General features: G+C 59.5%; 16 protein-coding genes and 1 pseudogene. 3 read left to right on the top strand and 14 right to left on the bottom strand.

Annotation, left to right across the window (positions count from 1 at the left end; genetic code table 11):
• Positions 1-496 precede the first annotated feature (496 nt).
• From ACEN42_RS33295 to ACEN42_RS33255, 9 genes are read right to left on the bottom strand one after another with little or no spacing between them, the layout of a single operon-like run.
• The gene (locus ACEN42_RS33295; RefSeq protein WP_371882920.1) at positions 497-3,805 is read right to left on the bottom strand and encodes a DNA-binding protein; all 3,309 of its coding nucleotides are present in this window, start codon (positions 3,803-3,805) and stop codon (positions 497-499) included.
• Entirely contained in the window at positions 3,802-6,315 is a 2,514-nt protein-coding gene (locus tag ACEN42_RS33290; RefSeq protein ID WP_371882919.1) for a chromosome partitioning protein ParA, read from the bottom strand. The genes ACEN42_RS33295 and ACEN42_RS33290 overlap by 4 nt, the downstream gene beginning before the upstream one ends.
• A 2-nt stretch (positions 6,316-6,317) precedes the next feature.
• A complete protein-coding gene (locus ACEN42_RS33285) occupies positions 6,318-8,354 on the bottom strand; it encodes a hypothetical protein (RefSeq protein WP_371883214.1) in 2,037 nt (678 codons plus the stop codon).
• Positions 8,354-11,770 (bottom strand): DEAD/DEAH box helicase, encoded by a 3,417-nt coding sequence (locus ACEN42_RS33280; protein ID WP_371882918.1) that lies wholly within the window; start codon positions 11,768-11,770, stop codon positions 8,354-8,356. The genes ACEN42_RS33285 and ACEN42_RS33280 overlap by 1 nt, the downstream gene beginning before the upstream one ends.
• The gene (locus ACEN42_RS33275) at positions 11,767-13,113 is read right to left on the bottom strand and encodes a serine/threonine protein kinase (protein WP_371882917.1); all 1,347 of its coding nucleotides are present in this window, start codon (positions 13,111-13,113) and stop codon (positions 11,767-11,769) included. The genes ACEN42_RS33280 and ACEN42_RS33275 overlap by 4 nt, the downstream gene beginning before the upstream one ends.
• Positions 13,106-13,825: a PP2C family serine/threonine-protein phosphatase gene (locus ACEN42_RS33270; protein WP_371882916.1), complete on the bottom strand. Its 720-nt coding sequence runs from the start codon at positions 13,823-13,825 to the stop codon at positions 13,106-13,108. Before ACEN42_RS33270 ends, ACEN42_RS33275 begins: the two co-directional genes overlap by 8 nt.
• Entirely contained in the window at positions 13,822-14,292 is a 471-nt protein-coding gene (locus tag ACEN42_RS33265) for a VWA domain-containing protein (protein WP_371882915.1), read from the bottom strand. Before ACEN42_RS33265 ends, ACEN42_RS33270 begins: the two co-directional genes overlap by 4 nt.
• Positions 14,292-16,067: a Card1-like endonuclease domain-containing protein gene (locus ACEN42_RS33260; RefSeq protein WP_371882914.1), complete on the bottom strand. Its 1,776-nt coding sequence runs from the start codon at positions 16,065-16,067 to the stop codon at positions 14,292-14,294. The genes ACEN42_RS33265 and ACEN42_RS33260 overlap by 1 nt, the downstream gene beginning before the upstream one ends.
• Positions 16,068-16,101: 34 nt before the next feature.
• On the bottom strand, positions 16,102-16,836 hold the full coding sequence (locus tag ACEN42_RS33255; protein ID WP_371882913.1) for a VWA domain-containing protein: 735 nt from the start codon (positions 16,834-16,836) through the stop codon (positions 16,102-16,104).
• Between the two features lie 269 nt (positions 16,837-17,105).
• On the opposite strand from ACEN42_RS33255, the gene ACEN42_RS33250 reads away from it, so the two are divergent.
• Together ACEN42_RS33250 and ACEN42_RS33245 are read left to right on the top strand one after the other, a co-directional pair.
• Positions 17,106-17,324 (top strand): hypothetical protein, encoded by a 219-nt coding sequence (locus ACEN42_RS33250; protein WP_371882912.1) that lies wholly within the window; start codon positions 17,106-17,108, stop codon positions 17,322-17,324.
• A gap of 29 nt (positions 17,325-17,353) precedes the next feature.
• Positions 17,354-17,957, top strand: a pseudogene (locus ACEN42_RS33245) (GlxA family transcriptional regulator); the annotation flags it as partial.
• 36 nt (positions 17,958-17,993) lie between these two features.
• Here the strand turns inward: ACEN42_RS33245 and ACEN42_RS33240 are convergent.
• Entirely contained in the window at positions 17,994-18,389 is a 396-nt protein-coding gene (locus ACEN42_RS33240) for a tautomerase (RefSeq protein WP_371882911.1), read from the bottom strand.
• 1,132 nt (positions 18,390-19,521) lie between these two features.
• Here ACEN42_RS33240 and ACEN42_RS33235 point away from each other — a divergent pair.
• Positions 19,522-19,911, top strand: a complete 390-nt coding sequence (locus ACEN42_RS33235; RefSeq protein WP_371882910.1) for a tautomerase family protein — start codon at positions 19,522-19,524, stop codon at positions 19,909-19,911.
• A 110-nt stretch (positions 19,912-20,021) separates the two neighbouring features.
• Here ACEN42_RS33235 and ACEN42_RS33230 read toward each other — a convergent pair whose 3' ends face one another.
• The 4 genes from ACEN42_RS33230 to ACEN42_RS33215 form a co-directional block, all read right to left on the bottom strand.
• Positions 20,022-21,647 carry an MFS transporter gene (locus ACEN42_RS33230; RefSeq protein WP_371883213.1) on the bottom strand — a complete coding sequence of 542 codons (1,626 nt, stop codon included), beginning with the start codon at positions 21,645-21,647 and terminating at the stop codon, positions 20,022-20,024.
• Between the two features lie 78 nt (positions 21,648-21,725).
• Positions 21,726-22,172 (bottom strand): tautomerase family protein, encoded by a 447-nt coding sequence (locus ACEN42_RS33225; protein WP_371882909.1) that lies wholly within the window; start codon positions 22,170-22,172, stop codon positions 21,726-21,728.
• Positions 22,173-22,191: 19 nt separating this feature from the next.
• Positions 22,192-23,202 (bottom strand): IS30 family transposase, encoded by a 1,011-nt coding sequence (locus ACEN42_RS33220; RefSeq protein WP_371881115.1) that lies wholly within the window; start codon positions 23,200-23,202, stop codon positions 22,192-22,194.
• A 313-nt stretch (positions 23,203-23,515) separates the two neighbouring features.
• Positions 23,516-23,902, bottom strand: a complete 387-nt coding sequence (locus ACEN42_RS33215) for a MarR family winged helix-turn-helix transcriptional regulator (protein ID WP_371882908.1) — start codon at positions 23,900-23,902, stop codon at positions 23,516-23,518.
• Positions 23,903-24,013 lie beyond the last annotated feature (111 nt).

Below are 24,013 nucleotides of genomic sequence, written 5' to 3'. Positions count from 1 at the left end.
AGGATCGAGTGTTTGTACGCATAATTTATTAAGTTATCCGAACGATCAGACGGCGTTATGTCAAACAGTTGGCTGTGAGCCGCTTGATACTCGCGGTGTTGTCGTGACCCGCGAGAATCGCGCAGCTAGTTGTCGGCTCCCCGACCAAGTCGTGTTGATCGTCAGAATCTAAGTAACGCGCTCATCAGGCGGGCGCAATGAAATAGGATAGCCGAACACGCGAAACCGCCAGACGATTCTTGCCGTGAGGCCACGTTCCGACCGTCCGCCCATTCGACCGGTTTGGCCGACGTGGTACGCTGCGAAATCGCCCTGCGTCACGACTGCCGGTCCGCGCCGTAGCCACATCGCCTTCGACTCGCGCGGTTTGGATTTGTATCCCCACTGCCGGTTTTTCGAAAGTATTTCCGTCCTTCCGCGAGTTGCCGCTGGACACAAAAACTGGGTTAGTTGCGACGTCGAGTGCCTGTGGCCAGAACGTGTACAGTGCGGTTTCTCAGCCAGAGTCCCCTTCGGCGCTGCTCGTGATATGGATTGCGTTGGCTGCGTCGTCGCCTGCGAGATACCGGCTGAGCGCTAGAAGAAGATCCGGCGTGCGGCTCTTGCCTTCGGGTCTCGGTATGCTGATCTGCAAGTGCGAGCGAAGCGTAGCGTTGCTCTGCACAAGCGTTTCACCTATTCGCTCGACATGTCTGGCCAGTTCCTTAGTGACCTTCTGATGCGGCTGAAGAAGCATCTTTATTTTGGCATCCGATGAATTACGGGTGCGCAGCAGTCCGAGCAGCAACTCCAGCAGATCGGCTATGACCGTGAGCTTGTGACGGGCGATATCCTTGACGTTCGGGTCGCGGCGTGCAACCGCATTCGACTCTTCGCTCAACGCCGTCGTCAGCTTTCGAAGGATGACATTCAGTTGCTTGATGTCGAATCTTTCGACGAAGTGCTTCTCGCGCCAGATTGCACAACCGAAAACACGAAGGGAATCCTTCGAGTTGGCCGGCAGCAGCTTTGCGAAGATTTCTTTCTGCCATGGCTCCGACACGTCGCCGAGGGCGTAGCCTACGGTTCGTGGATGGGATACTTTGCCGTCACGGACCTGTTGCCTGATCCATTTGATGCAATCCGGTGACGCCTCCTTATGCATGCATGCCAGAAGAGACAAGACAGTCTGCCGAGCAGCCGGAGGGACTGCATCGCGCTGCGACAGGCCGCGAAGATATTCGACGGTCGGCCTCATTTGATCCGCAAAGCTCGACGGACAATTTGCATCTCCGATCCAACGTCCTTGATCCCATATTCGGATGATCGAAAAGCGAAGACTCCTGAGGCTGCGAGCCAGATGTTCGTTAAGTTCCCTGGAGCCATCCTTGGCGACTCTCCCCGCCTGATACTTGCCGCCTCTCTTCAGCCACTCGAACGAAACGCGGTCGCCTGGCTGGAGATTCTCAGTGAGGACGCCGTGCAGTAAACTGGCTTCATGAATGGAGATCGCATCCGGCAGTTCGTCACAGAGAACGTACGTGGATTTTTGCCCCTTCGGATCGACAGACCACTGCTTCGTTATGCGGCCCGTTTTTCTGGAAAGCCCTTTTTCAATCTGCGCGATTCCCGTCCGCATCCAGTCGACCAGATCGAGCGCCCCTCTCCCATCACGGCTGGGCATGCGTCGGAGATCGTCCCACGTCATCGGCGCAGGATAGTCCGGGGCTAACGCCTCAGTGATCGCAAGCTCTTCCACTTCTCGCCATTGGGCCCGAACGGGGTCGAACCGTCCGTCGCACGCATTGAATGTCAACTGATACGGTTCGTCCGCGCCATACTCGAACGTAAGATGAAGCGTGCACACGGCGTCGTCCTGCAACGGAAACGCAGGGGAATCGAGCTGTGCCGAGAACCCGAGTTCTCTCGCGTCTTCACCCTGAAAAAGCGGGAATTGGTAGAACGGCTTTCCGGCGAGCAGCGTGAAGGTTTCATCGACCGAAATCGGGACTGACACGCCGCGCAGTGGCTTGATCGTTGCGCCACGAGAGACGAGATGAAAGCGCTGATAGAGCCCGTCCTTCATGAGCTTGATCGAAAGTTCGGGAATCTGGTCGCGCCAGAGTGGGATATCGCTTGCGCGCTGTTGCAGCGAATGAAGCCGCATGCCACCCGCGACCGGACTGGCAGTCAGATCGATGCTGTGGTCGAATCGTTCGATGCGCGTATCGCGCCTGAGTGCATCGTCGTCGGTGGATGGTGCGCTTGCCGGCCGATGCGCGTCGCGCCACTGCTCGTCTACGCCGACCGTGATCAGGTCATAGCCCGGGCGGTCGTCACGGGTCTGGTTCTCGCCCGAAAGGATCACCGGCGGACAACGCTCCCAATACACTCCCTGGCTCTCGGGCACACGTTTCTTGAGCCGTTGATCGACGCACGCGACCAGCCTGGTCACGCAGCGCATGCCGCCCACGTGGTCGATTACTGCCACGGTGAAGCCTTCTTTCGTGATCGTCGAGGCGTCCACCTGCTCGAACACGGCAGCCACGCTGCGCGGAAGCGGCCTGGCACCGCGAAAGCGAGCGTTGAGATGACGACGCATGACTTCGAGCTCGAAGTCGCTGAGTGCGTCGGGAACGAGCCAGACGAGCGGATCCTCGCAGACGACTTCGCGCACTCGCGCAGTGAATGCGCGCGCTGCACGATCGATGAGGTCGGTAGGGAAGCGTCTGGAGAAGAACAGGTCGGGTGACGAGATCGTGGTCGCATCGGAATGAAGACAGGCGGCGTCGATGTCGAACAGTTCGAGATCGATCGATTCATCGCCGTCCGTCCAGTGCTGCCAGAGATACGTCTCACGCAAGGTGCCCGACGCCGATGCCGTGGCATAGCACGGGCGCAAGCCGGTGAAATCGACGCAAGCCGGACCGGCAATGGCCGCGTCTTTGCCGTGTCGCAAGATTCGTTGCTTCGTTTTCTGCGTGACCGGCTCCGACGACCAAGGACGCACCCCGAACCTGTCGAAGTCGAAACGAACCGGCGTTTCCGCGAACAGATGGATGCCATCGGCCCACATCTGCGCATATTCGGTCCAGCGACGGATCGTCTGACCGCGTGCGTCGAATTGCGACCGGTCGTGTTCGAGATCGTCGTCCAGGCTTTGCAGCCGGCGCCAGGCGTCCCAGATGCGACGGTATTCCCGGTGAGAGAGCAGCACGTTGTTGGGCGGAAGGTTGTCCCATCTGCCGATGGCGTGTGCATCGTCCGAATGCATCCACGAATGGATTACGTGCAGGAGTTCGTGGTCTTCGCCAAGGTATGCCAGGCGTAATTCGAGCAGTTCGGCAAGACGAATGGCGAACGCTTTCAGCAGGCGATTCTCGGGCAGATCGACCGACTGGAAGCGGCGCACTGCCTGGAGATAAGGTTTGCCCGCCAGCTTCTCGCGCACGGTGCGCCCCGGCCGGTTGCTGAGTTTGATGAAGCTGTTCGCATCCAGTTCGCGGACGGCATGAACCGCAAGCAGCGCATGTTCGCGATGCGGGCTTTCGTTCAGCGAACGGATAAGTCGTTCGAGCGACGGGCGACTATGATCCGCAATCCACCAGAGCCGGTCGCGAATGGCGCGGCCCGAGCCGGGCGACGGATATTCGGCGATGCTTTTGAGAACGGGCGACAGCGATTGCGGCAATGCCTCACCGGTCTTCGGATCGAACCTGGCGACATGGTTAAACCAGTCCATTTGCCCGAGCAGCGCGCGTGCCGCTTCGTAGCCGTCCCGCTGGTCCCGATAGTCGGTATAAAGCGCTTTCAGTGTGCTCGTCATGCCTTGACCGGTTGCGGGCTCTCCGCTGCAACGACCGGCCTCGCGCCAGCCGCGTTCAGATAATTTGCCGACTGCCAGATGAACTGGCCATAGCCGAGTTCGCAGGCGAGATCGAAGTCCGTCGTAAGGTTGAAGCTGTTGCCGCCAATGCCCTCGATGATTTGCCCGCGAATCTTGTCCAGACAGCCGGTCTTGCTCTTACCTCGCGTATCGATGCCACGCAGCTTGGGCATAACCTTCTGCACCAGTTGGTCCTCGAAGGCGATATGCATGGCCTTCGAGAGAAAGTCTTTGTCCTTCGCCTGCTGGGCGGCGCGGACATCCGGGTAGTTGGCCATGTAGTACTCGACCGATTGCCAGATCCGGTGTCCGATGGCGCGACCCGCGACTTCGAGCGTAGCGTTGATGCGCTCGATGAACACCCGGAACGGCCGCACCTCCTCTTCGGAGAATCCGCTTGCGTCGGCGAGCCATCTTTGCCACGTGGACTTGTGCAATGCAGGCCCGCGATTGGTCTCATCGAGCGGCGCCAGCTTCAGGCGGCGCTTGAGTTCGGTCGGACGTGGGAAATGGATGATTATCGAACGGTCGATGACCTTGTCCGAAAGCGATTTAGTCGTCTCGTCCTGATTCATGGTGCCGGCCCACAGGACATTGCGGCCGAGCTTGAGCTTATACGGTTCCAGCCCCGCCCCGATCTTCACCGGTAGGAACGGCACTTCCGATCCTTTCCGTCCGCGTCGAAGTTCGAGTTTGCTGAGAAACTCCGCGAAATAAAGCTCGGGATGCGCAAGGTTCATCTCGTCGAGCAGAACCAGGCAGAGCGCATCGGACAGACCGGGATACGCGTCGCGGTCGTCCGTTTCGGCGGTCCACTCCTTCTGGCTCTGCGCAAGAAAGCGCAAGACCGGTTGCGCGTCGAACTTGTTGTCGATGGAATTGAAGAAGCCGAGCATGGACTCCTGCGAATCCCAGTTGGGCTGCACGGAGATCGATTCGAACTGGATGCCGCCGAAGTGAGAATAAAGACGCGGAAGCTCGGATTTGCCAGTCCCGGAAACTCCGGCCAGCACCGTGAGCGGCGACCATTCGGCCGTCTTGAGCGCGGTATGGAATGCTTTCAGGATACGCGGATTGAAATGCAGGCCGTATTTATCGCACTCGTTGCCCACGTTGGCGAGCCACGTCATCTCGTCTTTCGCCGCCTTGACTGGCGGTTCGATCTTCTCTGCCGCGACGTAGGGCATTTCGATCTCGGCGTAGCGCGCAGCGACATCAGCGGGACGCTCGTACGCGGCACGGAGCCGGTCGAGTTCGGCCTGCGCCTCGTTGACCGCCTGCTCGAAAATGGACGACCGGTGTTCGAGCGACTTCTTTTCCGCACTCAATTCCAGATTCCTGCGGCGTAGTTCGTTGACTTCGGCGACGGCCGCCTCGTTGTCGTCGACCTGTTCCTGAAGCCGGTCGGCGCGCGTCTTCTGGTCGTTCGCCCTGGCCTCCAGCTGGTGATAGCGCTCGCGCATTTCCTCGGTCGGACGGACCGCGAGTTCGTCGCGCAGACGCAGGAGTTCGTCGGTCTGGCTATTGATCTTGCGCAGGACCTCGGCGACATCCTCGTCACCCAGTTGCCGCTTTAGATGATCGAACCGGATCAACGCGCTCGCCTGACTGGTGATGGTCTTGCGCAGCCGCGTGTTCTCCTCGCCGAGACACTGCTTTTGCGATTCCAGCGACTTTCGCTCTTCGTCGACCAGACGCGCCAGTTCATCATCCAGTTGTTCGTTGCGCTTCTGCCATTGCTGCTCCAGACGTTGCGCCCGGCGTTCGAGCGTCCGTTCGTCACCTTCGAGCATTGCCTTGCGGCCTTCGAACTCGCTTTGCAAGGCCGATAGCGCGCCCTTTCGCTTTTCGAGTTCCGTGCGTTCGGACTCGAATTGCTTGCGAAGGTCATCCTGTTGAGCGGTCCATGCGCCGCGTTCCTTGTCGATTTCCGCCCTGATGCGGTCGCGCTCCGCCTGTTCGGCGCGTGACACTTCGTCCAGACGCCGGGCCTTGAGGACCGCGACCTCGTTCTGCATCTCGGACAGTTTCGTCTCGCGCGCATGCTCGATTTCCTTTTCCGCCTGCGTCCGCTTGTCGTGCAACTCGGCTTGCAACGTGCGACGCGCGTCGGCGAAACCGGTGTCGCGCAGTCGTTCGGCCTCCCGTACTTCCCGCTCGCGCCGGTCCAAATCGCCTGTCTTGTCCCGCAGCGCCTGCACGTCCGCGTTCAGCCGGTCTTCGAGCGCCATCAATCGTTCGTGCTCCGATTCGATGGCGCGGCGTTCCTGTTCTGCATCGAGTGCGAGGCGTTGGCGCTCTGCGTCGAGCGCACGACGTCCCTGCTCTGCATCGGATGCGATGCGTTGGCGCTCTGCATCCAGCGCACGACGTTCCTGCTCTGCATCAGATGCGCGGCGTTCCTGCTCGGCCAGACCGGTGTCCGTTGCTGATTTGCCGGGTTGCTCCATCTCTAGGCCTCGATAAGTGTTTTGATAGTGGTGTACGCCGCCTTGCGCAGCTTCCAGATGTCGGTCCTGGGCAAGCGCAGTACTTCGTTGCCGTGTCTGCGCCGGTCGATGACGCTTGCGACGTTGTCGATGAAAGACGGCTGCGCGTTGCCGATGGCGCTCAGCGTGTCGTCGTCGGATACGAGCAGGAACGCGATGACGCATGCGCCGAGCGTCTGCCCCCGGCCTTCCAGCGTGCCGCGAATGGCGGACGTCTTCACCGTGCTCAGGCAGGCGGGCAATGTATCGCCGAGTCCGGCCGCGGATGCCTTCGTCACCGCCATGTCGATCAGCGAGGAATCACTCACGTCGGGCGAGATGCCACCGGCAAGCCGTGTATCGAATGCAGACTGGACCGAGGCATACAGGTCGTCGGCGAACGAGCGGGCATCGTAGTCCCTTGTCTTGTCCGCCGTCGTGTCTGCCTGCTCTGCTCGTTTTGCATCCGCTACGGCATCCGCTTCCTTGCATGACAGCCACACCCGCTCCGCATGGACCAGCCGATTCTGCAAGTTCGCGCCCAGACGATTGAAGACCTTGAACCTGAATTCGCCCTGGAGGCTGGCACGCGCTTCGAGAAACGAATCGGCGCGAATGTCGTGATCTGCCTGTGTGGCATCGGGGGTATCGTGGAAAACGATATCGGGCAGGAGCGCGTGCACGATCTCTCGCATGAACGGATCGTCCGGCAATTCCGCGTTCAGCGCCCGGGCAGCGCCTTTGCCGTGCCCGTGCTGGTCTCGCTTTCGCTTGATGGCGAAGAGTTGCCCGATGGCATCGGGATGCGACGCTGCGATCCGCCGCAGCGGATGCGATGCATCTTGCTGTGCCTGCAACAACGCGATGGCAAGCACCGTGTCGAACTCCGCGCCGCCGTTCGGAAATCCACCCAGCTTTCCTCCCTTGACGCGCTTCAGGCCATGCTCGGGCACGCGCAGTCCGATGTCCTTCGCCGCGTCGGACAGTAGTGCAGCGTGGTCAGCCGGCGCCGTGTGCCTGAGAATTTGCAGAGCGAGATCGAATGGCCTCAGGCTGCACGCGTAGAACAACGCCCATTCGATCGACGCGTGAATCCGTGCAATGGAAAGGAACCGCTCGCCGCCCGATTGACGCAGATGCGCAGCCAGCTCCGGATAGCGCTGTCCGTCTCTCACACGATCGATGTCTTTCTTCGCGTTTCCTTCCGCTCTCCTCGCACTCGACGGGCGACGTTCCGCCACGGATTTCTTCCAGTCGAGCAGAAAGTTGCCGACCATCTCGTCTTCTTCGAGCAGGCGCTCGAACGCGCTTTCAAGGATCAGCGAGAAACCGTTGCCGAAAGGATCGGCAATACGGAATTCGCCATCGCATTTCTGGATGGCGATGGGGCATCGAAGAAAATAAGGCTCCGGCGGTCCTGCAAGCCTGATTTGCTGAACCGGCGGCAACCGGTCGCGCGAACCGAATGCAGCAGCGCGCTTCTTCATTGCCCGCAGCGCACTGACGACCTCGCGCGGCGCGAGACCACTCGCCTCATGCGCTTTATCAATATCGATTCTGTAATCGACATGCTTGCCGGCATCGAGTTTGCGGAGCGGATTCATATCGTCGACCTGGCGCAGGAACGGAAAGATCTTGCCGGTCGCGAGTTCGCGGAACACGAGCGCGGTGATGAACACTGGCGCAGCCTCGTTGGCTACGCTGGCTTCGTCGGGTTGGCGTTCGATCACGCGTCCATGCTCGTCGATGAACTCCCGGTCACGCAAACGCAGCAGGATGCCTTCGACCATGTCCGGCGGGATGCAGGTGTCTTCTGCCAGTTCACGCACATTCACCGCGCCGGTGGCATCGACGAGTCTGAGAATGACACGCTCGAACGCGTTCAGGCGGTTGCTGTCATCGAACACCTTCGGCAAGGTCACGCGATACGCGTTCACCGGCCACGCCACATGCCGCGGACGGCCGAAGATTTCGCCGAACGGACGAGGCGGCTCGCCGAAGTCCAGATACTTCATCGGCATCACAGGAAGCCTCCGCCGGTCTCGCACAAACCGAGAAAATCGACCAGACCCGGAACGAACTCCGCCGCCAGCTCGTGTCGCAGCAAGCTGGCATCGCCTACGACGACGAGCAGTTTCTTTTGCCGGCTCATCGCCACATTCAGCCGGTTGTAGAGACAGAGGTGGCCAAACAATCTTCGCGCCTGTTTCTCGCGGTCGCCGTCGTTCGGGGTGTAGTCTTGCGGAACTGTCCGGACCATCGACAGGAACACGACATCGAATTCCATGCCCTGGAACGAATCCACCGTGCCGACGCGAAGTTTCTTGTCGTCGTTCGTCAGGCCCGCGAGATCGCGTCTGATGCGATCCGCCTGCGCCTTGTAGAACGAAATCACGCCGAAGGTCAGCTTTTGTCCTTCGGCGCAGTTCATCCACTCCTGCAACTGCCGCGCAATCGCGGCCGCCTCGGCCGTGCGGACCCAACTCGTCCCTTCCTTGCGGTGCCTGCCTTTCGCAGCTGGAACGTCCAGCCACATCGCGGGCCGGTTTCCCGTGCGTGGAAGGCCATGCGCGAACTCGCTCGCCTGCCGTCCGGATGCGAATTTCTCCAGCGGGTCGAAGCGCTCGTAGAAGTTGCGGCTGATGAATTGCCCCAGCAGCGGATGCATGCGGTATTGCTTGTCGAGCGTCACGCGACGGGGCACGCCATCGGCCTCTTCGAGCGCCTTCAGGCGTTCGGAGAACAGGTAATGGAACATGGACTTCTTGAGCCATTCGGACTGCCGCGGTCCGGTCTCATCCTCTTCCATTTGCCGGGCGACTTCATCGTCGATGATATGCGGCAACTGCCGATGATCGCCCACGAGAATGATGCGCTTGCCCAGTACCATCGGAATCATCAGGTCGCGCGGCGAGACGCGGGCGGCCTCGTCCACGATCACATACTCGTACTCGATGGACTTGCCGGGATCGTCGTCGCTCACGCCCTTCAGGGTCTGCATTTCCCGGGTGACGCTCTGCTGGCAGGTCGCCGCGAACGCGAAGCTGTAATCCGACACGGCATCGATCATTCCATGCGGGTTGTTTTCCAGTTCCGCCAGAAACTCGGCCAGCGCGACGGCCTTTGCATCGCGAGCCGAATGGCCGGCATGCCCGATGCGCGCGATCGCTTCTTCCGCCAGCGCAACGACCTCGTCGTTCTGCTTTTCCACGCGAAAGACCGGTTGCGTGCTGAACCGGGCCAGCAACGCCTGTTGCAGCGCTGTCAGTTCATCGAGAAATGATGGATCGCCGTCTTCGCGACGCCACAGACTGGCGGTGTCGAGCACGGCGCGCTGATCCGGTTCCAGGACCGCGTCCAGATCGACGAGCGCGTCCACTGCGCGGTCCGGACCGTCATCGACGAAACTTTCGCGGCGCACGCGTATGCGACGTACGGCACCGAGCAGCCGGTCCGCTTCGCCGGTAAGCGCCTCTTCCTGCGAGAGACGCGTGACGAGCGCCGCCGCCCGCCGCGCGCAGGCCGCACCAAGCAGGTTCACGCCGAGTGCGGCGATCTTGCCGGTCAGACTCTTCGCCAGCGCGCGGGTCGGTGCGCGAACGTATTGCAAACACAGATTGCCGATCTCCGTTTCGCGCTCGATCTCGTCGATGTGCGGATTCTTCCGGCGCAGGTCGGCAGCGAGTGCGCCGCACCAGTTTTCCAGCGTCTTCTCAAAAGCCGTGACATCCTGCTCGTCCTCAGTCGAGCGTTTGCCGATCTTCGGGACCGGAAGGCCATTGAGCAAGAGGCGCTGGATCATGTTCTCGACCGCATCGTGCTGAAAGCCGGTCAGCAACACCTGCCCCTTCATCTGCGCTTTGCGCTTGTCCGACAGCTCGTTCAGGCGTTCGAGGATGGCGGCGATCACCGTGGTCTTTCCTGTGCCCGGCGGCCCCTGAATGAGCGCGATGTCGGGCGTGTTCAAAGCGACGTCGATCGCTCGGACCTGCATCATCGTCGGGTCCTTGGCAAATACTTTCTGGCGGACGAAAGCCGTCAGCGGTGCGGTCTTCCCCGGCCGGCGAACGGGCATGATCCTGCCGTCTTCCTCGATCAGCGGTCCGAGTTGCGGATTGGCTGCGCGACCTTCGAGAATGGCGCGGCGCGCTTTCATCCGGCGCTTGATCTGCGCAATCTCGCCGGCCAGCGACAAGACCAGCGTCCTGGGCTGATTTTCGAGCGTCTCGATGGCAAGCGCGATGGTTCTCGTTGCGGCATCGAAGTCCGTCACTTTCGAGCTCTTTTTCGATGACCCTCGCTCCGACTCACGTTCGATCGCCCCAGCGAACGCACTGAAGGTCAGCGAGTCGTCGGCGAGGTAATCGGGCACGGTATCGACCAATGTGACTTCACCCACGTCCTTGCTGTCGAGCGCGCTCAGTGCAAATTCCGTTGCCTGCTCGATTCGCAACGTCGATGTGCCGTCCCGGACCAACTGCGGATCGCTACAGTGCAGCACGCCGAACTCACGGGCGCGCTTCAACAGCAACTCGCCTTCCAGTTCGCCGAATTCGTCCCACTTTCTCAGGTAGCTTCCGGTGTCCCGGGTGAGCGCGGCCATCTGCACCTTCGTCAGGATCCGAATGGGCTCGGCCTGCTTCCAGTCTTTGAAGACTAGCTGCCCTCTGGCGAGGCGCACGGCACGGTCCGGCGTGCCATTGCTCGCCGGCATGCGCGCGACGGTGAAGATGGTTTTGCCGGCGGGCAGCGCTGTTTGCGTCGCGACGAGGCGAATGCCCTCGCCCATCACGCAGAAGGAGTTCTTGCGCGTCGGCCGGGGCTTGCGCACCTGCGTCGCGCCGAACGAATGCCCGGCCGGTTGCGCTTCGACTGCCTGAGCATCGTCACTTTCCTCTTCCGACGTTGCTTCTTGCGCCGCGTTGCCTCGGTCGACGGGGGCGGCTTCGAGGCTCAACGCCTCGTCGATTGCGGGTCCCGCCGTGAGAAAGAAGAACGCTTCGCCGCCATGCATTAGGCAGCAACGTCGATCGAGCCTCTCACAGACGCGCTGCCGCTGCACGCTGCCTTTCCAGCGTTCAATCTTGGCGACCGAGGCATCCACGAACTCGTCCACGCCAATCTCGACGCTTCCCATCTCCAGACATTCGCCGAAGAAAAATGCAATCTGAAGCTCTACGCTCCCATCCGCCGCACGATTGGCGAGCCGCGCCAGCATCGTCCGTCCCCACGCGAGTTCGGCATTGAGACGGCGACTGTCGGCTTCGAGGACGACCGCCGCGGTGACGATGCCATCCTTCAGACGCAGATCGAACTGATGCGCTTTCGTCCCGCTGGCATCGATCGAGAAAACTGGCTGATAGCCGTCGAGCGCGACACCATGCGTCGGCCTGACGCGAATGGACAGGCGTTGCACCGGAATGTCTTCGAAGTTCATGCGCCCGCCTCCACGAACTCGAATGTCAGCCCGGCAGGAAAATCCTGGGTGTCCCGTTCAGGTTCGCCGGTCCGTGACGCAAAGTCGATCACCGCGTGATACGCCGCATCTGCGTTGTGCTCCAGCGAAAAAGGATGAAACAGTCGATGCGGCAGCGCATGAACTTTCGCATCGTCGACGAGGACGCATTCCCAGCGCGAAGTACGGACGCGAACGAAGGCCGGGCGCGAGGCGCCGCAGTAGGGACATTGCGCTTGGCTATCGACGAAGTGACTCATCTTGCATTCGCGGCAGACCAGCGAACGGTCGAACGCCCTGCTCAATTCCATCGCCCAGAAAAACATGGCGGGCCGCCGATGCGGTTGCTGCCTTCCCGCGCCGAACGTCTCCTGAAACAGCAGGCGCATGGCCGGCGTGGCCACGAGCGAGCGTTGCAGGCCACTTTGGCTTGCGTTGGAGGCGTCCTGTTCATCGTCGATGAAAGGGAAGTGACCAGCATACGCCTGCGCGTACAGATCGACCGCAGCGCTGCCGTCCGATGGTTCGGCGTCCCAGTCGTCTGCATCGTCGTCGGGTTCGGTCACTTTCCTGCCGATGAACGGATGACACAGCGCCAGGGTCCTGAACGCCATGACCGCAAAGCTCCAGCAATCCGTGCGAGGCCGGGACGCATCGACGCCCTGCATCACTTCCGGTGCGCCGTAGCCCGGCGTGACGACGGCGCTTCCGCCGACGGCCTGCTCGAAGCGCAGATTGTCTGCATCGATCAGCCACACTTCCGGCGCTGCAGCCTGGCCGACGAACGCATTGTTCGACGAAATATCGCCATACACGAGTCCCGCGCAATGCAGCCGTGCAAGGATGGACGCGCATTTCGCGAGCGCCGCTAGGCGGCGTCGTGTCGAACCTTCGAGCGCGTAGTGGAAGAGTCGCCAGGCTTGTTCGCCATCAGGTACGCCCGCGAGCCAGTGTGGAAGTGTGGCTTGCGCTACCTTGAGTTCGTTCCTGATCTTGCCATTCAGATCGAAACTGCTGAACGATTTCATGTCGTTCAGCAAGCGCATCACGTAGCCCGGTTCGTCGCGCAGAATGACGAGCGGAAGCGAAATCGGGATGCGCGACGGCAGCGGCAACAGGCGGATGTCCTGAAAGCGTTGCCGCAAGTCGGCATGACGATCCGGCTGTCCCGATGCATCGAGTGGCTGCTTGATGGCCAGATCGACGTCCCGGGTGCGAAACACCACGCCCTGACCGCCTCTCGCCACTTCATCGGCTCGAAAATGGCGGTTGCCGTAGTCGTCGGAAAGCGGCTGAGGCAAACGCGTCGTGTCTTGGCTATTCATCCTGAATCGTCTCGCGGCAAAGACACACAATCGTCTTGTCGTCGCCGTGCCTAGGCACCGGCCACTTCTCCAGCATCTCGCGGATATGCCGGTTGGCGCTGACGGCGGCGAGCGAGCGGTGCGTATCCACGAACTCCTTGACGAATCCGTCGATGTCTTGGAGATCGTCCGCCACGCCGTCCGTGCACAGAAGCACCGCACGGCACTCTTCCTCCGGCAGCGACGCATACCGCCAGTCCTTCGCCGACAGTTCGGCCGACAGCGCGTCGGTCATGTTCGAAAAGCCTTGCGCGCGGTCCTCTGCCAGACGCACGACGGTGCGATCGACTTTCATCGCGACGATCAGGCCGTCGCCGAGCATGCCCAGATGAAGGGCGCCATCTCCCGGCCGCACCGCGAGCAGGCACGTGGCGGCGCAATCGGCGGGTTCGAGCGGCGATACGAGCGACAACCAGTGGCGCTTGACGCACGCCGCGAGCGATGCGGCATCGAATCCTTGCTGGTCGCGACACGCGTTGGCGGCACGCGCCACGGCAAAGCAGGCCGCCGCGCTGCCAAGATCGGAATACGGCTTGGAACCCAGGCCGTCCGAGACGACGATGCCGTCACCCCACGTCCGGTGAAACGATGCCCACGCATCCTGATTCGGCTTGCCTGCGCTGACATGGGCGGGCCCACGCACGCTTGCGCCGAAACTCTTCCACAGCGTCATGACGGACTGCCTCCGGACAAGCCATCTAGCGCGGCGAGCAAATCCTCTGCGGCAAATACATGTTCGCCCTTGAGTCGGGGATTCGCATCCGCGCCCACCTTGACGATGCGAAATGCACCCGGCGGCAGGCATCCCTTCCACTGTTTCAACTGCTTCTCCACGCCTTGCGCCCAGAATCCGTCCGTGAAAAGCAGGAACGTGTCGTCCCGGTTTGCTTCGAGCAGGCCAGTCAGTGCATCGGCGCTGGAACTGCCTTCGCAGGCGAGCAGTGCGGCGGGGCACTCATGTTCCGCGCGCCAGTCAGTGTGTTCGCGTACTTCCGCGCCCCAGGTGCTGAGCGTGAGTTCCGTTTGTCCATAGCCGAGGCGCGCCCATTGGGCAACGGTCGTGACGAGCGTCCTCATGATGAACGGCTTGCCACTGTCGCTCATGCTGCCGGAGATGTCGCACACGAGGTGAACCGCCATTACGCCACTCCGACGCTTCCGGCCCGCGCCGCAATGCCGTCCATAAGCGTCTTGAGTTGATCGGAGAACGACGGCCCCGGACAGACCGCCAATCCGGCGTTCTCGATTTTTCTTCGAATCGCTTCCCGTTCGGGACCGAAACAGCAGGCGAGAATCCCCCGACCTTCGACGCCGCCGTAGTAGCGCACGAGGTTCTGCAACTTCATCACGTGGTCCTGCGTCACATTGCCGGCCTTGCATTCGACGATGTACAAGCTGTGGCCATCGGTGAATGTGATATCGAGTTCGTTGAAATCGGTCAGCTTCGGCCGCTCATGGCCCGCTTTCTGGCTCAGCTTCAGCTTCACATTGATGCGCAGGTCCTTGATGACGCCGCGGTCCTCATAGGGTCTGCAATGCAGATAGACGTATTCCTCTAGCCATCCTCCGGAAAGATAGCTTGCGAAGTCGGGCCAGTTTTCGAAGCGCAGGTTCAGGTCATCGACGACGGCTGTTGCCGCGTGGTTGTCATCCATGCTGAAGACGAAACTGCCGCATTGCACCCTGAAAGCGGTGGCTTGTCGGCGGTTCCGGTGTTTGTTTCTGATCTCGCAGAGGCGGTTGTAGTGCTTCGTCATCTCAGACCGGTGCTTCCAGAGCGCTTCCGTCAGACGCAGGCGATCCGGCGAGCCCACTTCCGCGACACCGCTTTCCTCGATCGTCAGCCCGTCACCGTGCAGCTTCAGGAACGTCTCGACCGAATCCACCGGCTTGATGGCCGAACTATGGAGACTATCGACGAAGGTCACACGCCGGTGCTGGCTGTCGAAGTAGAACGGAACCGCACCCAGTGCGCGCGCTGCCGAGAGCGCCCCGGCGAACATCAGCTTCGTGCCGCCGGTCACGTTCATGCCGATGCGATCGTCGGGCGACAGGCTCTCGGCTACGTGCATGATCCGTTCGCGGACGGCCCGGGCATCCCACGGATCGACGTTCAGTTCCTCCGGCTGGCCGTCGGACAGGAACGGTTGCATGCAGCTAGCAGGAAACGCCTTCGAATTCACGAAAATATGGCGTTTCGATTCGAATTGCCGAATGCCCAGCAAGGCGGGCATGCGCTGTTCTCCAAACAGATGGAAGGTCACGTCGAATCCATCGTCGGCGTGGCGGATCGCGCGCTGATTGACGCCGTATCGATCCAGCCATTCGGCGGGCAATGCAACCGTCTCCGGTGGCTTGCCGATGACAGGCGATGCAATGAGCCGCTTCTTGAGTCCGGGACGTGCCAGTGCGGCCAGTGACCAGACGTACGCCATGACGGGCGTTCCGGGACTGAGATAGAGCGTCACGAGCTTGTCGCCGCTCTGCTCCGCGACTAAATCCAACGCGCGAATGGCGCAGGCGTAGATGCCTTCGGAGTCGTTCAGCTCACGCAACCTCTCGCTCTTGAAAACGAAGTTCGAGAAACGGCCGATCTCATGCGCTTTCTTTTTCAGCCAGCGCTCGAAGTGCCGGTGTGCGGCTTCGGTGTTGGCGAACCTGGAAACGAAATCGGCAGTCGTTTTCCAGTCTTTCTCGTGACCCGCAGCGCGGATAGCCGCCAGTTCATGCTCGAAGGCGGCGTGGGTCGCCGCGCATTCGTCCGGAGCGGCATCGGCGCGCGTATAGCAGAGGATGACGACATCGGAGTAATGGCCTGCCGCGAGTGCCGCCGCGATCGGTCCGTCCGTGTGCTCGAATTCCAACGATGCCCGAAAATCGGTGATTCCATACCACGTCAGCAGAAACTTTCTCATTCTATTTTGGACTCTACATCGGTTGTCGGATGCATTACCAATAGTCGGCCGCGTCCTCGGACACGTTTTCGGTCGCGACTGCGTGCTTCTCCGGGCGTGCCTCGATGGTGGCCGGCTTGACCTCGATGAGCTTTGCATCCGGCACGACATTCGGCGTTTGCGATTGCGTCCGGATGGTCACGGACATAGTGACGAACTTGAAGAATTCCCTGAGCTGTCGGGCGTTCTCGGAATAGAAAAGCTGGTTTGATGTCCCAGCGATGAATTCACCGAGGACAGCTTCGTTCGCCTTCGCGCCGATCGCCATGGCCATGCGGTCGCATTTGGCCGAGCGGCCATCGCTGATGAAGTCACGCAGCGGCGCTTCCCAGCCCGGGTCCGGATGCCCGTCCGAAACGAGCACAACGGTCGGCCGATATGCACGCGACGGCACGACGTCTCTGTCCTCGAGCATTGCCTTCGCCATCTGGAGTGCGACGCCCAGCGGTGTCAGGCCACCGGGGACGAGGTCCTGCCACTCGATATCGCCCGCACTGGCCAGCGGCTGATGCAGCTTGACCTCGGAACCAAATGTGATGATGGCAACGGAGATTTCGGTCTCGTTCGTCTCCGTGTCGCGAAACGCATTCAGCATGTCGCGAACGGCCTCGTTCAGCGTGCGAATTTTTTCGCCGCCCATGCTTCCGCTGACATCGAGCAACAAGACAACCGGCAAAGGCTTTGCGTTAGGCACGGTGAATCTTGATGGATCGAACGGGATGTTGCTCATATGAAGTTCCTAGGTAACACGACGGGTGCTTGCACTTGGCTTGTCGAGTTTGCAAAATGCGTTTCGAACAGATTCAGTACCTGATTAATATAACATCGGCATGCTCCGAGTTGGTCGCTGAACAACGTGCTCGAACTCTCCCGATCTGCGCCTAACGACACACGCGTTATGTCAACCGGTCGGCCTGCGGTTACCGGTCGGTTCCCGCTGGCTACACCCCAACAAGACCACATAACGTCTTCAATGACCCGAAAAGCCCGAAATCGGTGTTGTTCACGAACTCGGGCGCTGATGACCGACTAAGGGAGATTACCGAGCTGTTCGACAATCACTATCAAGCTGCCTTTCGTGCCAACTTCCAAGGTGTCAACGACATTCAGGAGATTGAGGCGGATGCAGTTACTCGCCTGAAGAACATCACGAAGAGCTATGCATCCGTGCAGTTCATGGAGGGCATCAAAGCCCACGAGAAGAAAAGAGCGGCATAGCCAACGAAATACCGCTTCCCGCCGAGCGCCTCCTGCAGGGAGCCACGACGCACTGGTTTCACGCGCGTGCCTTCCAGACGCAGTATCCGAACATCCGACTCGAAGAAGACCGCATCTACGTGGTCGATGGGCAGATGTGCACCTCGGCGGGTATGAGCGCCGGCGTGGATCTCGCGCTCGCAATCGTCGAAAGCGATTTCGGGCTGGAGACTTCGCGCATGGTCGCGCGCAAACTCGTGCTGTATCAACGGCGCGGGGGCGGCCAATCGCAATTCTCGGCGCTACTTGAGATGGGAGCACGCTCGGACCGCGTGCAGATGGCGCTCACCTATGCGAGCGAAAATCTGGCGAGCGATTTATCGGTCGAGCGGCTGGCCGAAGCGGCACGACTCAGCCCGCGTCAGTTCAGCCGGGTATTTCGTGAGGAAACGGGGCACCGCCAAGGCGGTCGAGCGGCTGCGCGTGGAAGCGGCGCGACTGATGATGGAGACAACGCGTCATCCGATCGAGGTGGTCGCGCGAGAGACCGGTTTCGGTGACCGTGAACGCATGCGCCAAGCCTTCCTGCGTGCGTTCGGTCAGCCGCCGCAGTCCATTCAGCGAGCGTCGGGAGCCACGCCGCTTGCGCACTGAGCTGCATCGCAAGCGACGCTTGTCTCATTGCTCTTCCTATTGTTCGCCGGGCGTCCACTCCGGGCTATAACCGCCCAGCGTCGGGTGATACATCTCGTCCCCGGAATGCTGCGTAAATTCGACATTGAGCCGGTCCTCACGCAGCCCGAGAATCTCGATGCAATGCGCGCATAGCGCTTTCGCCACGTCCATACGCAACTCGGGCGGCCTGCCCTTTCTAATGTCCAGCATCATGACCGCGACCGGCACGGGTTCTTCACCTGGTGCGGGAATCCGCCACACGCCACCATCACCCAGTTCCCGAATCGCAACGCTGATGCGCCGGACATCCACCGACATCATCTGCGCGTAGGTCTCGCTCATCTTCAGCGCCAGGCGCTGCTTTTCTTTCACCGGATAGTGACCGCGTACATCCAACTGCAGGTAGGGCATGGTCGTACTCCTCGAAAGCCCCATTCTTGATCGGATACGGGGCCGCTCCAATGTCACATGCGCAAGGTTTCCGGCCATTGCCGCCATCGATCCTTATTCTGAAGATGAGACTTCATTCGCGCGGGCGAATGAGACTTCATTCGCGCGGGCGCTTTCGTAAGCCGCGAGGAAGTCATCCGACGCGGCATGATCGGCCAGCGCCCGCAAGGCCGCGGCCGATTCCCGCCCGAGCACACCTTCGACGCGCTCGTTGACTTCGGTCCAGTGCAGTAACGCCACTCGAACTCGCGCCTCAATGCAGCGCACTTGGCACGCCCGTCCTGTTCGTCGGGGCGCAGGGCGACCAACCCGTCGCGAACGAGCGGCCGGAGCGCGTGAGTCACGGCGGATATCTTGATGACAAGCGTCGTCGCCAGATTCTGCAGCGTGGGCGGCACGCCGTCGTTCTGCACCGCAATCCGTTCGATGCCGACCGCATCGAATGCCTCGTCATACAAGGTGCCGAGAGCGCTTCGATCTCTTGGTCGAATGGTTCGTTCGACCCTTGTGAAAGGTTATTGTGACGCTGCTGACGCAGGCAATTAAAGCTGACGAAAGCACAGTCATCGACGTCGAGCTCGGTTTTTTTATGTGGTCAACGCCTTTAGCAAAATCGTCTCTTACGAGCATGTCATTTCTGCTTTCTCCTTGCTACATAAACGACTGCTAACATTCAAATGCGCAGTGACGGAGACTGCGCCGAAGTTGCTCGAGCGGAGGCCTATTCCTCCCGCATAGTGTCAATCCTGGCCGTTGCGCCTAATCGGACTGCCTTATAGCCAGCAATATTGGCCTGCGACGAAAGCACGTCGATAATCTGCGCGCGGGTCGTACGTAGCGACGGCGTCATCCTCAAATGACCTAGATGCACCGAAATCTAACACGTCGTACTGCGCAGTAGGGAATCCTCATCCCGAAGACACTTCGTCCGCGGGATCGTTCTCACAACACTCAATGGCGTCCGCACAATCATTGTTCATTTTCTTGAACAATGATTTATCGCACGCGCTATTTAATTCGTGAATCGATAGAAATACACTGGATTCACCGGTTAGCAGATTCATCGACCTCACATTTCTATCAGGAGAAAACCATGCCTCTCGTCAAATTCGACATTCTTGAAGGTCGTAGTACTTCTCAAATAACATCGATGCTCGACGCAGCCCATCGCGCCGTTGTCGACTCGTTTCAGGTGCCTGAAGGGGACCGTTATCAGGTCGTCTACGAACATCGTGCATCGCACCTGATCATCGAAGACACGGGCCTTGGTATCACCCGTACGAACAACATGATCATGATGACTGTGATCAGCCGACCTCGACTCCAGGCAGCAAAGCAGAATTTTTACAGGATGCTCACCCGTCTGCTTCAGGAATACTGCGGCATCGAACCGAGCGATGTTGTTGTGTCGTTCGTTACCAATTCCGATGAAGACTGGAGCTTTGGTCATGGAGTCGCACAGTTTCTAACTTGCGAACTTTGAACATCGGCTATCTGCGCACACCACTCTGGCGTGCGCGGTAGCCTATATACGGTAACCAATCGAACGCTGCGTCCTTCATTGAGCGCAGCACTATTCACCGATGTGATGATTTAGTCATCGATGGTGCGCAAGCGGGTTTCCGGCAGGAAGAAAAATCCTATCACCAGAGAGATGGCTGCGATCACAACCGGATACCACACGCCGGCATAGATATTTCCGGTTGCGGCCACCAGTGCGAACGCAGTCGTCGGCAGAAAGCCTCCAAACCAGCCGTTTCCGATGTGATACGGCAGCGACATCGCCGTATAGCGGATACGCGTAGGGAACAGTTCAACCAGCGTCGCAGCGATTGGTCCATAAACCATTGCAACAGTTAGAACCAGCCCAACGAGAAGCAACAGCACCATCGGGTAATTGATGAGTTTCGGGTCCGACGAAGTCGGATAGCCGACAGACTTGATAACAAAACCAAGTTTGGTTTCAAAATCTTTGATTTTCTGGGCGCCTAGAGTCTTGTCCAGTTTCGCAGTATCTACGCTTTCAATGCGCTCGTCGCCAACTTTTATATAGGCAACTGAACCAGCCGGAGCGACTTGATTCGAATAGTTCACCCCCGATTTTGCTAAGAATGACTTTGCGAGATCGCACGAGTTTGTAAAGCTCGACGTTCCGACTGGATTGAACTGAAACGAACAGGTGCTAGGATCCGCGACAACCGTCACCGGCGCCTTCTCCTGCGCGGCATACAGCGCGGGATTTCCAAACATGGTCAGTCCATGAAAGATCGGGAAGTACAGTACGATCGCCAAGAGAAACCCGCTGAGGATGACAGGCTTGCGGCCGACTCGATCTGAAAGCGTACCAAATAGCACAATCATAGGAGTACCAATTAATAGGGCCGCAGCAATCAGGAGGTTCGCAGTCACCGGATTAACCTTCAGCGTCTGCGTCAAGAAAAAGAGCGCATAGAACTGGCCTGCATACCAGATCACCGCCTGACCCGCAACTACGCCGAACAGGGCAATCAGTACGAGGCGCACGTTTTTCCACTCACCGAACGCCTCTTTGATCGGCGCTTTCGAAGTCGCATTCTCCGACTTCATTTTAAGGAAGACCGGCGATTCGCTGAGAGTGAGTCGAATCCACACCGAAATCGACACGAGGACTATCGAGAATACAAACGGGATGCGCCATGCCCAGTCGGCGAAGGCCGACTCACCTGCAATCAAACGGGTCCCAAGGATAACCAGCAACGAAAGAAAAAACCCGAGCGTTGCTGTGGTCTGAATCCACGCTGTGTAACCACCTCGCTTCGTCGCCGGCGCATGTTCGGCCACATAGGTCGCTGCTCCGCCATATTCCCCGCCGAGTGCGAGTCCCTGAACTAACCGCAGCACGATGAGCATTACCGGGGCCGTGATACCGATACTTGCGTACGAAGGCAAAACGCCGACCAGGAACGTCGAAGCACCCATCAGCAGAATGGTCACAAGGAACGTGTACTTGCGGCCAACAAGATCACCAAGACGCCCAAACACAAGCGCACCAAAGGGACGTACTGCAAACCCCGCCGCAAATGCGAGCAACGCGAAGATGAACGCCGCCGTTTCGTTCACTCCAGAGAAAAACTGCTTTCCGACCACAGTTGCAAGCGAACCATAAAGGTAAAAGTCATACCACTCAAAGACAGTACCAAGCGACGAAGCAAATATGATCTTGCGTTGGTCGGAAGTCATCCGATGTGACTCTTGCAAAGGAAGGGCTGAGGAATTCAAGGGCGTCTCCTACGAGAATTTTTGGGTCGTTTGGGTGCGTTATTGGTCTGCGCTTAACTTCAGCATGTAATCGCGAACCTCGGAAGGCAGCGACTCGAGCCACTCGGCTTCCTTGCCAGGTTGCGGCAGAACCTCCCCGTACTCCACCATGTTCGTTGGCGGCAACTCGGAAATATAGGTCCACAAAAACCGTTTCTCGATTGACGTTGCGACGTGGATCGACTCCGTGATATCCGCAAGCAAGCGCCGCTTTTGCTCTTCCGTGCGACCGGCACGGATGTGGCCGTGAATGAATACTTGCGGCGTGTCGATCTGAACTCCACCCATAAAATGTGAGCCGTTTGGAATTTCAGTAAAAGTGACCTGGGCAAAAAAACTTTGCGCGCCTGTTGCTTGGCTATGGGCGCGGGTAATTTCCTTCGCAACCTTTCTCTTGTGATCAGGCGTCAGGAGGTTTTGTGTTGCTGATACGATGGGCGGTTTCAAGCCGAAGTGCAACAAGGGGTTAATGTTTAGCGTCTTGAGGTTGACTTGCTGAGGCGAGCGTGGCGGCGAAGACCTCGAACGGTGAATGAAACGCGTGAGTTGCGCGCGGCCGGTTGTTCAAGCTGTCGGCGATAGCATCGAGTTCGTCTTGTGTGTAGACCGAGAGGTCGGTTCCCTTAGGTAAGTACTGGCGCAACAATCCGTTGGTGTTTTCGCAAGTGCCGCGTTGCCACGGGCTGTGCGGGTCGCAGAAGTACACGCGCACGCCGGTGGCCGCGGCGAGTTCCTGATGGCGCGCGAGTTCCTTGCCCTGGTCATAGGTGAAGCTCTGGCGCAGGGGTTCAGGAATCGAATTGAGTTTGGCCGAGAAGCCCGCCAGAGCTGAGGCGGCCGTAGCATCCTCCATCTTGGCAAGCAACACCAGGCGGCTGGTGCGCTCAACCAGTACGCCAACGGAGGATTGGTTGCCGGCGCCTTTTATAAAGTCGCCTTCCCAGTGTCCAGGCAGCAGGCGGTCTTCGATTTCGGGCGGGCGCACGTGAATACTCACCATCTCGGGAATCTGCCCGCGTCGGTCTGTGCCGCGTGTGCGGGACATACGGGTACTGTGGCCGTGGCGCAGGCAGGCAATCAACTGGCGGCGCAGTTCGCCGCGCGGCTGAGCGTAGATAGCCGTGTAGATGGTTTCGTGCGATACGTGCTGGGTCGGGTCGGTCGGATACATTCGCCTAAGTGTGCCCGATATCTGCTGGGGCGACCACTTCCAGTCCAGCAACGTGAGCACAACCCGCCAGCGAACGCCCTGCGTGCAAAGCTTGGCGGGGCCGCGCCCAGCGCTACGGCGGGCGGCGCATAGTGCTTGAGCTGGCACGGATGCGTAGCCAGCAGGAGAGCTGTTGCGCGTCAGTTCACGGCTCACGGTGGACGGCGAGCGACCGAGCATTCGGGCCATGGCCCGAATGCTCACATCCTGCAGTCGTAGGCTTGCGATGGCGAGGCGTTCTTCAGGTTGAAGATGCTGGTATGAAATAGTTTTGTCGGGCATTGCAACACCTTATACGAGATAGGTGTTGCACCTCGCTTTTGAGGCCGCCATGTAAGTAGGCATTTTTCAAATCTCCGATAAGGACGTTTAACCGAATGTGATCCTTCCGACGCTGTTACCTGGTCGGAATGAGTCAGAGGTTGTAGCTACAACTATTAATCTGAATTTTCCGGTCGGCATCGGCCGAAACGCACCGCAAAGTACATGTAGATACATGTTATATGGCGCACTATGCAAGTCAATACGCGAAAAGCCGTTTTTCGAGTTGCTTTGGTTAGGGATATTCCCTGAGGCTTCCCTACTTGATTGCGACGCGTTGCAACGTCTCCAGCGCTTCGAGAAGTTGCTTATTTGCGGGGCCGTTGAGGAAGCCTTGGACGCCGTCTTCCACGCGACGCTGAGCGACACTCCAGTACGGTTCCGCGCTTCGCAGCTTCTTCACCCCTTCTTTGCTCAACCGAGCCAATCGAAATCGGGCGTCTTGTTCGGGATCAACGCTGACGCTAACCCAGCCAGCGTTAATCAGAATTTTCAGGTTCCGGGAGATCGTCGTTTGGTCCAAGGCCGCTTCCTCGGCAATTTCGCCGTAGGTCGCCGTTCCGAGACGCTCGAGCGCCCGCAAAAGCGAGAACTGAGTGATTTTCAATCCAACCGGACGAAGGGCCGCGTCGTAGATGCTCGTCAACCTGTTGGCCGAACGTCGAAATTGAGTACAGTAGCAGTCAGTGAACATGAAGTCGGTCCTAGCCAGGCATCTCGATGGTTTGGCGGATCGTACCGATTCGCCAAAACGAAT

Origin of the sequence: Caballeronia sp. S22, from assembly GCF_964261745.1 — a bacterium.
GTDB lineage: Bacteria > Pseudomonadota > Gammaproteobacteria > Burkholderiales > Burkholderiaceae > Caballeronia > Caballeronia jiangsuensis.
Note: the sequence above shows the minus strand (reverse complement) of the source record. Positions and strands in the feature narration are given on the sequence as shown.